This is a genomic window from Ensifer sp. 1H6 (genome assembly GCF_001976035.1).
Taxonomy (GTDB): Bacteria; Pseudomonadota; Alphaproteobacteria; order Rhizobiales; family Rhizobiaceae; genus Ensifer; species Ensifer canadensis.
Map to the genome: position 1 here is coordinate 45,726 of NZ_MOAI01000006.1, position 13,992 is coordinate 59,717.

Here is a 13,992-nt window from a genome sequence, read left to right on the forward strand (position 1 = left end):
GCTGAAGAGAGCGGGAAGGGCTGGCTATGACGGAGCGCGGAGCGTCCAAACTCGATGCGATCGACCGGCGGATTATCCGATTGCTTGTCGAGGACGCGTTGCGCAGCAACAACGAGCTTGCGGCGCGGGTCGGGCTTTCGCCGGCACCGCTGTCGCGCCGGTTGGCGCGGCTCTACTCGGAAGGTGTTATCCGGCAAACGGTCGTGGTCGATCCGAAGGCGGCGGGGGTCGGCTTCCAGGCCTTTCTCGAAGTGACGCTGGAGCGGACCGCAAGCAAGGTCGGGCAGCGTTTCATCGAACTGGTGTCGCGCATGCCCGAGGTGGTGGAGTGCCATACGGTTGCCGGTGATTTCGACTTTCTGCTGAAGATCGCCGTACGTGATGTCGCCGACTACAAACGGCTATTGTGGACCGAGTTCGAGCAGATCGGCGAGATCAAGACTCTGCGCTCGACCATCCTTCTCGACAGTCCGAAGATGACCGCGACGATGTCGCGGTGATGTCCGGAACGTTCTCAGGACGTTCCGGACAAAGCCACAGCTTTGGCTTGGCTTCAGGCTTCCAGCGGGCCGGGCTTGCGTGCGGCGCTTGACGCGGTTGCGCAGGCGATTTTCATCAGGTCCGCGCGGCGACGGGCAAGCCTTGTCGATACCCGGGTAACAATCAGCCCGTCCTGCGGTGCGCGGACTTCGATGGCGCCGTCTGGCCGGCCGGGACGGCTAAGGATCGTCACGAGCAGATCGGCGGCCTTCACCCTCTCGCCGATATCGCGGTGGAAGAGGATGGCGCCGGATTCCGGAGCGCGGATCAGCTCGATGTTGTCGAGCGGCGCGACGATGCCGCCGAATGCTGGAAGTGCTGCCCTGTCGCCGGCGACCACGCCGCGCTGGGCGAGGAAGCGCAGCACGCCTTCGGCATCCTTGCGTGCCATGTCAGGATAGACGTCGCGTGTGCCGCGAAGCTCGACCGTGACGGAGAGCCGCCCCGGAAGGCTCGTCTTCATCTGACCGGCTGCCTCATACTTCCAGGCGTAGGCGACGGCCTCTTCGAAGGCGGAGCTTTCGCCATCCGAAAGAAGCACCGCCTCCATGTCGAGAGCTGCGGCAAGGTCGGCCGCCTCCGGCCAGAAGGCGTCGTCGATATAGGCATATTGCAGCGCTTCGTCGTCGCAATGCAGGTCGAGCATCAAGTCGGCGCCGAGCGCCATATGCAGCAATTGCCGCTTCAGCCGATCCGTGGCCGAGTAACGATCAAGATCCTCGAGAAGGCTGTCGCGCTCGCCGAGTGCGATCAGCGGAAAATCGCGGTTGAAATTGGTGCGCGAGCCGAGATCGAACCGGCCCTGCAGTTCGCCGAAATGCGATTGCGCGGTGCCGATGGGGTTTGCCTGCGGCACGACGGTGATGTCGCCGAGAATGGCGGCGTTCTTCTCCGCGTCAGCGAGCTTCTGCAGGAGGAAATGCGCCAGCGCGGTGCCGGGCAGTTCGTTGGCGTGCAGTGCCGCTTGAATATAGGTCTTCGGTGCGTCGGGGCTCCTGCCCTTGAAGCGGAAGACCGGAAGGCGCCATTCGATGCCTGCGGTGTCGCCGGCGATGATGATTTCCGAGATGTCCATGGTCTCCCCCTTTTGTCTCGTGTCGAAGGCTTATCGGCATTCCCGATAGGCTCTGCAAGTGGCTAGAAACGGGGAGCGCGGGCGTTGATGGGGGCGGAGCAAGGCTTTGCTTTTGCCGCGCATCCGTTGTCTTCTGGCTGCGCTCTCACCAGACGGGACCCTGCAGATGATCCTGATCGGCCAATATGATTCTCCCTTCGTCCGCCGCGTCGGCATCGCGCTCACGCTATACGGCATGGAATTCGAGCACCGCCCCTGGTCCTCCTTCGGCGATGCCGACAGGCTTCGTGCCTACAATCCGCTGACGCGCGTCCCGACCCTGGTGCTGGACGACGGTACCGCGTTGATCGATAGCCACATCATTCTCGATTATCTCGACGGCCTTGTTTCCGATGAACGCGCAATGTTTCCAAGGTTCGAACCCGCCCGACATCGGGCGCTTAAGGTTGCGGCGCTTGCAACCGGGCTCGGCGACAAGGCCGTCAGCCTGTTCTACGAGAAGCGTCTGCACGGCGAAGTCTCGGCCCTCTGGGTCGATCGCTGCCGTCACCAGATGGAGGCGGCGCTCGGCGTATTGGAGGCCGGCCGGTCGGAGGGTACCTCGGAGTTCTGGTTCGGGGAGCGCATTGGCCATGCCGATATCGCCGTGGCAGTGGTGCTGCGTTTCCTGTGCGAGGTCCATCCCGAGCTGATCGCGATCTCCAACTATCCGGCGCTACGGGCACACGGGGAAATGCTGGAGGCGTTGGCCGTATTCCAGGCGATCAGCCAGCCTTTCATTCCGCCGACCTGACGCCCAGCCGGAGCTTGAGAGCTATCGCGCTGCGCGCTGGCCATGATGCGAAAAGAGCCGGCGCAAAGTGCTTGCGCCGGCTCTGGTCAATGGCCGCTTCGTAGGCACCCTCGATCATTCCGCGTCGAGAAAGCTGCGGATCGCCTTCACCGTCGCTTCGGGCTGTTCCTCCATCAACCAATGGCCGGAAGCGGGAATGACCACCTCGGTGACATTGTTGGCGGCAAAGCGGGTTACGACGGCCATTGTCGGGCCGAAGGATTTTTCGCCGCCGACGGCCAGGACAGGCATGCCGAGCTTGCCCTGTTTCAGGAAGGCCTGGTTGTCGATCGCGTCCTGATCGAAGGCGGCGAACTGGGCGAAGCCCGCCCGCATCGCGCCCGGCTGGGCATAGAGCTTGGCGTAGTGTTCGCGCGAGGCCTCGTTCCACTTCTTCGGATCGGCGGAGAATTCGTTCCAGAAGCGGTCGAGGTAGATGCGCTCGCGGCCGGCCACCAAGCGCTCCATGTCAGGCCCGCCGAAACGGAAGTGCCACAGCAGCGGGTTCTTCAGGATCTCTTCCCACGGGCCGACGCCGGGAAGCGGCGCGTCCATCAGCACCAGCTTTGTCGTTCGTGTCGGATACTGGGCGGCAAAGGCGTAACCGACCATGTTGCCGATATCGTGTGCCACCACGTCGACCTTGTCGGCCTTCAACGCGTCGAGCACGCCGGCGATATCCTGCGCTTCTGTCTTCTTGTCATAGCCGGTCGCCGGCTTGTCCGAGAGCCCCATGCCCCTGAGATCGGGCACGATGACGCGGTGATCGCGGACAAGCTCGGCAGCAAGCGGCGCCCACATGTCGCCGGTCTCGCCGTAGCCGTGCAGCAGCACGACGGTCGGCCCCCGAACCGCCGACGCGCACATGCAGGGTCGTGCCGTTGGTGGCGATGGTTTCCGTTGTAAACGTCGCCGGATAGGGCTGAACGTCGGCGAGTGCCGGGACGGCGAAGGCTATGGCTGCGCCGGTGATGAGGGAACGAAGCATTGGTCTCTCCTGTTTTTTCGGTGTGCGCCGATTGGCGTTTCGATGGAGAGAAGATGACAGGCGTGATCTGTTCGAACTAGCCGCCAGAAGGCGGATCTACTGTTCGGCAATACCGAACGCGGCATGGCGCATTTGCTCGGTTGCTACGCGATGGGGATGGGGTAGGGCGCGCGACGGCGCGCCCTGGAAAACTTCGATGTCCGTTCGCCTGGTCTTTACATCGGCGGCATCTTGTCAAACTTCGGCAGCGTCGGGTCGAGGTGGTCCCAAGCGTAGCCGCGTGATCCATAGGTGACGACCTGGGGCGTGTAGCGACTCGGATCGTCGAGGCTCGCCGCGCGCACGGTGAAGAATTCGGGCATTGCGGCAAAGGTCATATAGACGGGCGAACCGCAGGTGGGACAAAAGGCCCGGGTCTTCACGTTGCCGCTATCGGCGACCATGTCCCACAGCGTCGCCTTGCCTTCGAGCTTCACGCCGTCTCGCCTGAAGGTCAGGTGCGATCCGTGTCCGGTGCCGCTCTCGCTCTGGCAGTCGCGACACTGACAATCGTTTGAGAAAACCGGTTCTCCAGAGATCTCGTAACGGATCGCGCCGCAGGCGCATCCACCGGTATAGGGCTTGCTCATGTCATTGCTCCTTGGGCTCTGGGGACGGCAACGCGTACGTCATCGAGCGTGCTCGATGGTCGGGCATCGCAATCAGTTGTTTTGCTTGTGTTCGTGATGGCGCTACGGCGCTTGCCGAACCGGGCGCGTCAAGGACGCGGGCACGGCGCCCGCGTCAGGCTTTGGGTGTCGTCTCAGTCCTGCCCTTCGGTCACGGTGCCGATCCGCGTCAGAACCTTCTTCCAACCTTCGCTCATGTTCTTGAAGGCGGTGTCGTTTCTCGGCGTCACGAAGCCGGAATGAACGAGGCGAAGGCGCGTGCCGTTGTGGACCCTGGACAGGGTCCATGTAACGACCGTGTCAAGACGCGAGCCATAGCCGGCATTGGCCTCGTGCCCGCCTTTCCAGGCGTAGACGAACCGCTCGTTCGGTTTCACCTCCAGCACCCGGCAGTGGATGACGCCATCCCATTCGCCGGCCGGCGTGGTCTGGAAGGTGAAGCGGTTGCCTTCGACCGGCTCGAAGCCTGTCGCAACCATCATCCAGCGGCTTATCAAGGCGCCGCTCGTCAAGGTTTTCCAGATCGTCTCGGGGGCGTGGGGGAAGACCTCGTCTACCACGATGTCCTGCGTGTGGGGCTGCAACACTACTTCATTCATGGATCGATCTCCTTCAAGAGAGTGCGGAGGTTTGCAAACCGTTCGCGCCAGAAGGCGCCGTAATGGCTCATCCAGTCGACAAGCGGCTCGAGGCCTTCGGGCTCAGCGCGGTAATAGACGTTGCGGCCTTCGGGACGCTCGCTGACGAGGCCCGCCTGCTTCAATGACTTGAGATGCTGCGAAATGGCACCCTGCGTCACGCCGCTGCCGCGCGTCAGTTCGACCACCGTGATCTCGTCGGCATTGGCGATGCGCTCGAACACGGCACGCCGGGTCGGATCGGCAAGGGCGCGCATGACGGCGGTGATGGGTGCGGTTTCAATCATGACAAAACAATTAGTGCATACTGATTAATTAGTCAACACTATTGTTTTTTGTCAGGTAAGGCTACGGCTCTTCCGTTGTTGTGGCGATGGCTTGGACTGCTTATTTCAGTCAGCAGGCCCCGCTCCGCAGAGAACCATTTCCCAAAATTTTCAAACGTCGCGATCCGTTTTCACCCTTCCGGTCGTCCTTGATGTGTTCGAAACAAAAAGGAGACATGCCATGTCCGACGAGTCAGTCATTTTGATCAATCTGCTGAAGGTCAAACCCGGGAAGCAGGATGCGCTGATCGCGCTCCTGAAGCTGAACACCGACACGGTTGTCCGCACGCTTGAAGGCTGGAAGACGACCCGGTTGATCGCGGCAAATGACGGCACCGGCGTCGTCATCTACTCCGAGTGGGAGACCCCTGCAGCGGTCGAGGCGATGCGCAGCGACCCGCGCATGAAAGCCTACTTCCCTGAGATCCTTGAGCTGGCGAGCCTCGATTCGATCATCGGCTCGGCGGTGTTTGGCGAAACCCGGTGAGGCTTGGCACACACCGAAACAACGGAGGAATCGCAATGGCCCGCATGGTCGTGATTTACCCAACACCTGATAATGTCGAGGCGTTCGACCAGCATTATTTCGAGATCCACGTGCCTCTCGCCAAGAAGATCCCTGGGCTCAGGAAATACGAGGTCAGCGACGGCCCGATCGCAAGGCCAGTCGGAACGTCCAAAATTCATCGCATTGGAACGCTGCATTTCGACGACCTTGCGGCGATCAACAAGGCGTTTGCAAGCCCGGAAGGTCAGGCCGCTGCGGCGGATCGACGACTTTTTGCGCCTGACGACTCTGGTGTTGAAATGTTCCTTTTCGACGACAGGGAAGTTTGAACCGACGCTGGCAGTTGGCCGCTTGCACAGGCCGCAAATATCGTAAGGTCAGAGTAAAGGGGACTGAGGGAATGGCAGTGACCAAAGCAGTTTTTGTCCTGATCCATGGCGGTTGGCACGACCGCTCGACATGGGACAAGGTGACGCCGATACTTGAAGCCAATGGCTTTTCGGCCTTGACGCTCGACCTTCCCGGCGCGGGGGTCAATGCCATAGCCCCACCGTCGCTCGGCCTTCGTCCGTTCGACCCCATTGCTTTTGCCACGGAGCCGTCACCCAGCGCCGGCATTACGCAGCTGGAGCGGACGGAAGCGGTTGTCGAGCTGGTAAAAGAGGCCGCGGCCCTCGGCGGCGGCAAGGTCATCCTGGTCGGGCACTCGGCCGGCGGGATGACGATTTCGGCGGTCGCCGAAAGGGTTCCGGACCAGCTTCTCGCAGTCGTTTATATCGCCGGGTTCATGGTGCCGAACGGCATGCCGTTGCTGGCGATGCTGCAACACGAAACCATGTCTTCGGCCCTGTCGCCCGGGTTGTTCGTGGGCGACCCCGTCGGCATCGGTGCGACAAGGATCAATCCGCGATCGACAGACGTCGCCTATCGATCGCTTCTCAGGGCTTCGTTTTATGGCGACGTGCCGGAGGTGGAATTCGCGCAGGCGGCGCTGCATCTTCACTACGACGAATCGAATGCCGGCGCCGTGGCTCCATCGGCCATTACGCCGGAAGGATTTGGCACCGTGCCGCGCCACTACATCCGCACCACACAGGACCGCGCGGTTCCGTTGGCCGGTCAGGATCACATGATTGCGACCGTAGACGTTGCCATCGGCGGCAAGACGACGACCCACACTTTGGAGACCAGCCACTCGCCATTCCTGTCACAACCGGCCAAGCTGTCGAAGATACTGATCGAAATCAGCGCCCAGTCCCAGGCGGAGCGGGCAAGCGCCGGAGGTCTTGGTGCATGAATACCGACCATTTCGAGGACCGTCTGAATGCGCTCAGACCACGCCTTCATCGCTACTGCGCGCGCATGACGGGATCGGCGGTCAATGGCGAGGATGTCTTGCAGGATACGCTCGTCAAGGCGCTCAACGCACGAGCCCAAGGAGTCGAGGTCGATAGTCTCGAGGGCTGGCTGTTTCGCATCGCCCACAACACGAGCCTCGATTTCCTGCGCGAGCGGTCGCGCAACACGGTCGTCTCGCTCACCGAAGACGTCGAGGCGGCGCCCATCCCTGAGGCGGAAATCGTCGCGTTCAGCTTCCAGACGTTTCTGCGGCTGCCTGAACTTCAGCGCTGCGCGGTGATCCTCAAGGATGTCCTGGGTCATTCGATCGACGAGATCGCCGGGATCGCGGGCTGCTCGCCCGCCGCCGCCAAATCGGCGCTACAGCGCGGGCGCGTTGCACTCCGGGAACTTGCGCAGGCACCCGACGATATCAGGCTGCCGCTGATGTCAGAGCCGGACCGGCGGAAGATGACCGCCTATGTCCGTCTCTTTCAGAGCGGTGATTTCGACGCAATTCGCGCCATGCTCGCCGATGACGTGAAGCTCGATCTGGTAAACCGGCTGCAACTCGAAGGACGCGACAGGATCGGCCACTATTTTACCCGCTATGGCGAAGTGACGAAGTGGCGGTTCGCCTTCGGCGCGGTTGAAGGACAGCCGGCCATGCTGGTGTTCGACAGCACCGGCTCGACGGAACGGCCTGCACATTTCGTCCTGATCGGCTGGTCGGAAAGCCGGATCATCCAGATCCGGGACTTCCTGTTCGCGCCGTATGTGCTCGAAGCCATCGATTGGGTGCGGTTGGACTAATCGACCGGACAGCGCCATCATGGCGCTCGGCGCACGTGAGGAATAGACGGCTGGCAGCAGCGCGGGCGAGAAAATCGCCGCCCAAAGCTACGCTATTGCCGCCGATTGCCCGTTATTCCCACTCGATCGTGCCGGGCGGCTTCGACGTGACGTCGTAGACCACGCGGTTGATGCCACGGACCTCGTTGATGATGCGCGTTGCCGCACGGCCGAGGAATTCCATGTCGTAGTGGTAGAAGTCGGCGGTCATGCCGTCGACCGAGGTGACGGCCCGCAGCGCACAGACGAACTCGTAAGTGCGGCCGTCGCCCATGACGCCGACGGTCTGGACCGGCAGCAGCACGGCAAACGCCTGCCAGATGGCGTCGTAGAGGCCGGCCTTGCGGATTTCGTCGAGATAGATCGCGTCGGCTTCGCGCAGGATCTCGAGCTTCTCGCGGCTGATGCCACCAGGGCAACGGATGGCAAGGCCCGGTCCGGGGAACGGGTGGCGGCCGATGAAGCTGTCGGGCAGGCCGAGTTCGCGGCCGAGCACCCGGACTTCGTCCTTGAACAGCTCGCGCAGCGGCTCGACCAGCTGCATGTTCATGCGTTCCGGCAGGCCGCCGACATTGTGGTGCGACTTGATCGTCACCGACGGGCCGCCGGTGAAGGAAACGCTTTCGATGACGTCGGGATAAAGCGTGCCCTGGGCAAGGAAATCCGCGCCGCCGAGCTTCTTTGCCTCTTCCTCGAACACCTCGATGAACAGGCGGCCGATGATCTTGCGCTTGGTTTCCGGATCGCTTTGGCCTTCCAGTTCGCCGATGAAGCGGTCGGAAGCGTCGACGTGCAGCAGGTGCAGATTATAGTGCTCTTCAAACATGGCGACGACGTTCTTCGCCTCGTCCTTGCGCATCAGGCCATGGTCGACGAGGATGCAGGTCAGCTGGTCGCCGACTGCCTCGTGGATCAGGAGCGCTGCGACCGAGCTGTCGACGCCGCCGGAAAGCGCGCAGATCACCTTCTTGTCGCCGACCTGTTTGCGGATCGCGTCCACGGCCTTGGCGCGGTAGGCCGACATCGACCAGTCGCCCTTGATGCCGGCGATCTTGTGCACGAAGTTGGCGATCAGCTTGGCGCCGTCGGGCGTGTGCACCACTTCCGGGTGGAACTGCACGGCGTAGTACTTGCGCTTCTCGTCGGCAATGAAGGCAAAGGGGGCGTTGGCGGATGTCGCCACGACCTCGAAGCCTTCGGGGATCGCCGTGACGCGGTCGCCATGCGACATCCAGACCTGGTGGCGCGAGCCGAGCGACCAGACGCCGTCGAACAGCGCGCAGTCCTTCTCGACTTCGAGGAAGGCGCGGCCGAATTCGCGGTGATGGCCGCTCTCGACCTTGCCGCCCAGCTGGGCGCACATGGTTTGCTGGCCGTAACAGATGCCGAAGACCGGCAGGCCGGAATCGAAGATCATCGAAGGCGCGCGCGGCGAGCCGATGTCGAGGGTGGAAGCCGGGCTGCCGGAGAGGATGACGGCCTTCGGCTTTAGCCGCTGAAAACCTTCGTCCGCCGACTGGAACGGCACGATTTCGCAATAAACACCGGATTCGCGCACGCGCCGGGCGATGAGCTGCGTCACCTGGCTGCCGAAATCGACGATGAGAACGGTGTCGGGATGGGCTGTCTGGGTCATGTCGGGCCTTCAAACAAGCTTGATCATGGCGAGCCTTTAATCAAAGCCCGTCCTCTGCGCAACGATTAGATTGCACCCCGACAATTCCGGGCTTTCAGAGCCGGATTTCGCCCGTGCCGATCGCTGTCTCAAGCCTGTCGATGACGCCGGCGAGCTTCTCGTCGATGACATCTAGATATTCCGTCCAGTCGTTGACGTGCTTGAGTTCCGCCTTACCGTCGGAAATGCCGCGAAGCGCGATGAGCGGCACGCCGAAAGACTGGCAGGCGCGTAGCACCGCATAGGTCTCCATTTCCACCATGTCGGCGTCGATGCCGTCATAGGCGGTGCCGGAGACGATGTTGGCGCCGGTCGAAAGCCGGGCCTCCTTGATCCCAGGAATGCGCAGCGGCAGCGAAACGACGGCGGGAAGGTCGAGAAACGGCGTCGCGCCTTTCTCGAAACCGAGCACCGAGGCGTCCATGTCGCGGTAGCCGACCGATGTCGCCTGATAGACTTCGGTCTGTTCAAGCTTGGCCGCACCCGCCGAACCGAGCGAGACGACGAGATCAGGCAGAGTGTCTTTGGAGGCAAGGCCTGCCAGCGTCTTCGTCAGCGTGACTGCGGCCTCGACCGGTCCGACGCCGGTCATCAGCGGCGCGATCCGTGCCTTGAGATGAGGACCGTACTCGGCATCGACAGCCATGACATAGAGAACCTTGCGGCCGGCGACGTCCTTCATTTCGACCTTCATCCTTCGATACCCTCGCGTCCGCGGATGACCATCATCGTGCCGGTCATCGAGGCGATCAGCTTGGCCGGCCCGTCCGAGCGGATGGCGTAGCCGCGCCCGTCGGAGACGATGATCGTCGTGCCGGGCTTGGTGACCTCGCCGCGAAACAGGAAGCGCTCGCCGCGCCCCGGCGACAGCAGGTTGACCTTGAATTCGATCGTCAGGATAGAGGCGTCGGGGTCGATGACGGAATAGGCGGCATAGGTGCCGGCCGAATCGAGCGCGGCGGAGATCACGCCCGCATGCAGGAAGCCGTGCTGCTGCGTCAGCTTTTCGTCAAAGGGCAGCTCGATCTCGACGGTACCCTGCTCGACCAGCGTCAGTTCTGCGCCGATCGTTTCCATGGCCGCCTGCCGTGCGAAGCTTTCCCTTATGCGCCTGCGGAAATCTGGGGGATCGCTGTCGTCCATCAGTCTGTACGGCCCTGGCTGTCGCGGCAGGCCCGATTGCCTCCCATATCGATCGACGGACAGTGGCACGGCCGCACCAGTGCGACAAGCTCAATTCATGAGGAAAATCGAGCCGTTGAGTACGGTCGCGAATGCCACCCAGGCGAGATAGGGCAGGAAGAGCAAGGCCGAAGCGCGGTCTCTTTGCCAGCTTGCGACGATGACACCGGCGACTGCGATCAGCAGCGCGATGATGACAATCAGTGCCGACGCGATGTCCTGCAGGCCGAAGAACAGCGGCGACCACAGGAAGTTGAAGATCATCTGCGCGAGCCACAATCGCATCGCGGCGGTACGGCGATGGTCAAGAAACAGCCGGGCGCCGACGATGCCGATCATCACGTAGAGCACCGACCAGACCGGGGCGAAGATCCAGTTGGGTGGATTGAAGACCGGCTTTGCCAGTGACTGGTACCATTCGCCGGGGATGTTGTTGTAGCCGATGAGAAGCCCGAGACCGAGAACGGCAGCGATGAAGACTGTGTAGACGAGGGGTCTGTTCATGGCGTCGACAGATAGAGTGCCCTGATGCGCTTTCCAGCGGGGGCTGCTGTTTCGAAGCGACCATGCGCCACCTATATCTCTGCCATGAAAAGCTTCCGACGCATCGACATCCGGCCGGCCGGTCCTGATGACATCATGATGATCGCTTCCGTCATCGTCGAAACCTGGCGATCGACGTTTCGCGGGCTGATTTCCGATGCCTTCCTCGATGCCATGAGCATCGAGGAACAGGCGTTGCGCCATGCCCGGCGCATGCGCGTTGTCGACGTTTTCCACCTGGTCGCGGTCGACATGAGCACGAACCGGGTGATCGGCTTTGCCAATTATGGAAAGGCCCGCTCGATGCCGCCGCGCTTCGACCGCGAACTCTATGCGCTTTATATCCTCAAGGAGTTTCAAGGGGCCGGCATCGGCTCGGCGCTCGTGCGCAGCGTCGCGGCCCACTGCCGGGAGCTGGGCGGCGCGTCGCTGTTTGCCTGGGTGCTTTCCAGCAATCCGAACCGAGCGTTTTACGAACGCCTGGGGGCGGTCGCCGTCGGCCAGGGCCAGGTCAGCCTCGGCGGTGAGAACCACGATCAGACCGCCTATCGATGGGACAATTTGGCAAAGCTGGCCGGCGAGGGTCGCTTCTCCGCGTGACGTGGGCCGTCAGTCCCGGCCGAGCCGGACGATATGCTGGTCCCAGGCGACACGGCTTTGACGGTCCTTGAAGCGGCCGTCATAGGACGACACGGCAAAACCATGCTCGGCCGCCGCGACACCGGCGGCGTCGGTCACGCGCTCTTGCCTCAACACCGCACCCGTGCGGGCATCGAGCGTCACGGCAACGCCACCCTTGGGCGAGGTGAGGCCGATCAATCCCTCCTGGCGGTTGACGGCTATGGCGCCGACATAATTGGCCAAGGCCTCGGTCGTGCTTTCGGGCAGCGACACGAAGGCGAGATCTTCGCCATGGGAAAAATGGCCGACGAGCGGCGGCAGGTCGTCGCGCGCACCTTCGTATTGGCAGGCAAACCAGATTTCGCCCTTCGGGCCGATATCGACGTGGCGGGTGGAGAGACGGTTGAGTTCGCCCGGCAGTATGTGTTTTTGGATCAGCGCGCCGGTCTCGGTGTCGACCAGTGTCAGGCTCGGTTCCATATGGTCGAGATTGAGCTTGGTGCGGCCGAAATCCGGATGAGTCTCGATGCCGCCATTGGCGATGGCCAGCATCCGTCCATCGGCGGAAAGCGTCATGTCATGCGGGCCGATGCCATAGGTCGGGAACTCGCCGATGCGGGCAAAATGTCGGCTGCCGTCGTAGATGCCGATCATGCCGCGATTGGCGGCAAAGTCGTTTTCGGTGGCGTAGAGCAGGCGGCCATCGGCAGAAAAGCAGCCATGGCCATAGAAGTGCCGGCCCTCGGCGGCCGCGATGACCACCGGCTCGGCGCTGCCGTCGGTCGCAAGGATCATCGCATAGGTGCCGGGGCGGCGGGAAAACGCCACCGTCCGTTTGCTGGCGGCTGAATGGGCCATGCCGTGGGCGCGTGCCGGAAGCGCCGTGCGCTCGACGATCTCGCCGGCCTCGGTCAGTGTGGCAACGCCATAGCTTCCGTCCGGCGCCATGAAAGCGGAGGCAAAGACCGCGTCGGCGCGCTCGAGCGCAAAGGCGCCGCGAGCGCCGAGCGTCGCCACCCAGGCGGCGCCGGCCATCTTGATGAAATTGCGACGGTCGATCAGACCCGTGGTGGCGCGCATGGCCATTCCTCGCCTGCCATCTTATCGGACCGGCACCGGAATTCCGCCGCCGATCCTTGTCGCTACGATGTAGCAGATGACTCTGTCAGAGCCAGCCCCGCCGCTTGAAGTAGAGGAACGGCACGATCGCCGAAAGCACCATCAGCGCCAGGGCATAGGGATATCCGAACTGCCACTGCAGCTCGGGCATGACCTCGAAGTTCATGCCGTAGATCGAGGCGACCAGTGTCGGCGGCAGGAACACGACGGCAGCGACCGAGAATATCTTGATGATCTGGTTCTGCTCCAGATTGATCAGGCCGAGCGTCGCGTCGAGCAAGAAGTTGATCTTGTTCGACAGGAACAGCGCGTGGTCGCCGAGCGATGTCGCATCGCGCTGGATCAACTTGATCCGCTGCCGGCTTTCCTTGGCCGCCTTGCGCGGACCGATGCCTTCGAGCGCCACGTGATAGGCGACCAGCCGACCGATGCTGACCAGGCTTTCGCGAATGATCGTCAGAAGGTCACCCTTCTGGCCGATCTGCTCGATCAGCGACTGCAAGTCGCGTGTCTTCTTGGTGGCGCTGGCATTGGTCTTGCGGAACACTTCACGCGAAATACCGTCGACCTCGCTGCCGGCCCGCTCGAGTGCGTCGGCGGTGCGGTCGATCATCGCTTCGAGAAGCCCCAGCATCGCCAGTTCGCCAGTTTCGCAGCCTTGGCCGTTGGCCTTCTGCAGCCGGTTGGCATAGGTCTGGAACGGCTTCGGGTCGGCGTGGCGTACGGTCACGAGCGTCACGCCCTTGACGATGAAGGTCACGGGAACCTTGACCGGGTAGTCGCTGTCGAGCTTGGCAACGGCCGTCATGGTCATGAACTGCGCGCCGTCTTCCTGGTAGAGCCGGTCGGACAGCTCGATTTCCTGCATCTCGTCCCGGGTCGGGATTTCGATGCCGAGTTGGCCTTCGACCAGCCGGGTCTCCTCCACGGACGGATTGAGCAGGTCGAACCAGATGACCGGCGTCGGAGAGGCAAGGCCGTCGAGCATGTCGACGAGCACGAGATGGCTGTTCTGGCTTTTGTAGATGCGCAGCATTTTGGGCTCCATAGGGCGAGTCATCCGACCGCCACGAAGCCCTGATCAATC

Annotated in this window: 17 protein-coding genes and 1 pseudogene; 7 read left to right on the forward strand and 11 right to left on the reverse strand. The window is 62.5% G+C overall.

What is annotated here, in order from left to right:
* Window positions 1-26: 26 nt before the first annotated feature.
* A complete protein-coding gene (locus BKP54_RS08900; protein ID WP_025425582.1) occupies window positions 27-500 on the forward strand; it encodes an Lrp/AsnC family transcriptional regulator in 474 nt (157 codons plus the stop codon).
* 53 nt (window positions 501-553) lie between these two features.
* Here the strand turns inward: BKP54_RS08900 and BKP54_RS08905 are convergent, their stop codons facing one another.
* Window positions 554-1,615: a succinylglutamate desuccinylase/aspartoacylase family protein gene (locus BKP54_RS08905; RefSeq protein ID WP_025425583.1), complete on the reverse strand. Its 1,062-nt coding sequence runs from the start codon at window positions 1,613-1,615 to the stop codon at window positions 554-556.
* A 166-nt stretch (window positions 1,616-1,781) separates the two neighbouring features.
* On the opposite strand from BKP54_RS08905, the gene BKP54_RS08910 reads away from it, so the two are divergent.
* Window positions 1,782-2,408, forward strand: coding sequence for a glutathione S-transferase N-terminal domain-containing protein (locus tag BKP54_RS08910; protein WP_057219996.1), 627 nt, complete (start codon window positions 1,782-1,784; stop codon window positions 2,406-2,408).
* A gap of 114 nt (window positions 2,409-2,522) precedes the next feature.
* On the opposite strand, the pseudogene BKP54_RS08915 reads toward BKP54_RS08910, so the two are convergent.
* The 4 genes and pseudogenes from BKP54_RS08915 to BKP54_RS08930 all read right to left on the reverse strand — a co-directional run bounded on the left by BKP54_RS08915 (window position 2,523) and on the right by BKP54_RS08930 (window position 5,028).
* Window positions 2,523-3,435, reverse strand: a pseudogene (locus BKP54_RS08915) (alpha/beta hydrolase).
* Between the two features lie 215 nt (window positions 3,436-3,650).
* On the reverse strand, window positions 3,651-4,064 hold the full coding sequence (locus BKP54_RS08920) for a GFA family protein (RefSeq protein ID WP_084814358.1): 414 nt from the start codon (window positions 4,062-4,064) through the stop codon (window positions 3,651-3,653).
* Window positions 4,065-4,237: 173 nt separating this feature from the next.
* Window positions 4,238-4,702, reverse strand: coding sequence for an SRPBCC domain-containing protein (locus tag BKP54_RS08925; RefSeq protein ID WP_025425586.1), 465 nt, complete (start codon window positions 4,700-4,702; stop codon window positions 4,238-4,240).
* Window positions 4,699-5,028, reverse strand: coding sequence for a metalloregulator ArsR/SmtB family transcription factor (locus BKP54_RS08930; protein ID WP_025425587.1), 330 nt, complete (start codon window positions 5,026-5,028; stop codon window positions 4,699-4,701). Before BKP54_RS08930 ends, BKP54_RS08925 begins: the two co-directional genes overlap by 4 nt.
* 220 nt (window positions 5,029-5,248) lie before the next feature.
* Between BKP54_RS08930 and BKP54_RS08935 the strand changes: the two genes are divergently transcribed.
* The 4 genes from BKP54_RS08935 (at window position 5,249) to BKP54_RS08950 (ending at window position 7,726) form a co-directional block, all read left to right on the forward strand.
* Entirely contained in the window at window positions 5,249-5,554 is a 306-nt protein-coding gene (locus tag BKP54_RS08935) for an antibiotic biosynthesis monooxygenase family protein (protein WP_025425588.1), read from the forward strand.
* Between the two features lie 35 nt (window positions 5,555-5,589).
* The gene (locus BKP54_RS08940; RefSeq protein WP_025425589.1) at window positions 5,590-5,904 is read left to right on the forward strand and encodes an EthD family reductase; all 315 of its coding nucleotides are present in this window, start codon (window positions 5,590-5,592) and stop codon (window positions 5,902-5,904) included.
* Between the two features lie 71 nt (window positions 5,905-5,975).
* Window positions 5,976-6,872 carry an alpha/beta fold hydrolase gene (locus BKP54_RS08945; protein WP_084814359.1) on the forward strand — a complete coding sequence of 299 codons (897 nt, stop codon included), beginning with the start codon at window positions 5,976-5,978 and terminating at the stop codon, window positions 6,870-6,872.
* Window positions 6,869-7,726, forward strand: a complete 858-nt coding sequence (locus tag BKP54_RS08950; protein ID WP_025425591.1) for a sigma-70 family RNA polymerase sigma factor — start codon at window positions 6,869-6,871, stop codon at window positions 7,724-7,726. The genes BKP54_RS08945 and BKP54_RS08950 overlap by 4 nt, the downstream gene beginning before the upstream one ends.
* Before the next feature lie 112 nt (window positions 7,727-7,838).
* Here the strand turns inward: BKP54_RS08950 and guaA are convergent, their stop codons facing one another.
* From guaA to BKP54_RS08970, 4 genes are all read right to left on the reverse strand, one after another.
* Window positions 7,839-9,401, reverse strand: coding sequence for a glutamine-hydrolyzing GMP synthase (gene guaA, locus BKP54_RS08955; RefSeq protein ID WP_025425592.1), 1,563 nt, complete (start codon window positions 9,399-9,401; stop codon window positions 7,839-7,841).
* A gap of 94 nt (window positions 9,402-9,495) precedes the next feature.
* Window positions 9,496-10,134, reverse strand: a complete 639-nt coding sequence (locus tag BKP54_RS08960; RefSeq protein WP_025425593.1) for a 5'-methylthioadenosine/S-adenosylhomocysteine nucleosidase — start codon at window positions 10,132-10,134, stop codon at window positions 9,496-9,498.
* Complete coding sequence (locus BKP54_RS08965; RefSeq protein ID WP_025425594.1) at window positions 10,131-10,583, reverse strand: PaaI family thioesterase; 453 nt, start codon at window positions 10,581-10,583, stop codon at window positions 10,131-10,133. The genes BKP54_RS08960 and BKP54_RS08965 overlap by 4 nt, the downstream gene beginning before the upstream one ends.
* A 90-nt stretch (window positions 10,584-10,673) precedes the next feature.
* Window positions 10,674-11,126, reverse strand: a complete 453-nt coding sequence (locus BKP54_RS08970; RefSeq protein WP_025425595.1) for a TspO/MBR family protein — start codon at window positions 11,124-11,126, stop codon at window positions 10,674-10,676.
* Window positions 11,127-11,210: 84 nt separating this feature from the next.
* Here BKP54_RS08970 and BKP54_RS08975 point away from each other — a divergent pair, with 84 nt between their 5' ends.
* Window positions 11,211-11,765, forward strand: coding sequence for a GNAT family N-acetyltransferase (locus BKP54_RS08975; RefSeq protein WP_025425596.1), 555 nt, complete (start codon window positions 11,211-11,213; stop codon window positions 11,763-11,765).
* A 9-nt stretch (window positions 11,766-11,774) separates the two neighbouring features.
* Here BKP54_RS08975 and BKP54_RS08980 read toward each other — a convergent pair whose 3' ends face one another.
* Both BKP54_RS08980 and BKP54_RS08985 read right to left on the reverse strand, forming a co-directional pair.
* Window positions 11,775-12,866 carry a DUF1513 domain-containing protein gene (locus BKP54_RS08980; RefSeq protein ID WP_025425597.1) on the reverse strand — a complete coding sequence of 364 codons (1,092 nt, stop codon included), beginning with the start codon at window positions 12,864-12,866 and terminating at the stop codon, window positions 11,775-11,777.
* An 85-nt stretch (window positions 12,867-12,951) separates the two neighbouring features.
* Window positions 12,952-13,941, reverse strand: coding sequence for a magnesium transporter CorA family protein (locus BKP54_RS08985; RefSeq protein WP_025425598.1), 990 nt, complete (start codon window positions 13,939-13,941; stop codon window positions 12,952-12,954).
* Window positions 13,942-13,992 lie beyond the last annotated feature (51 nt).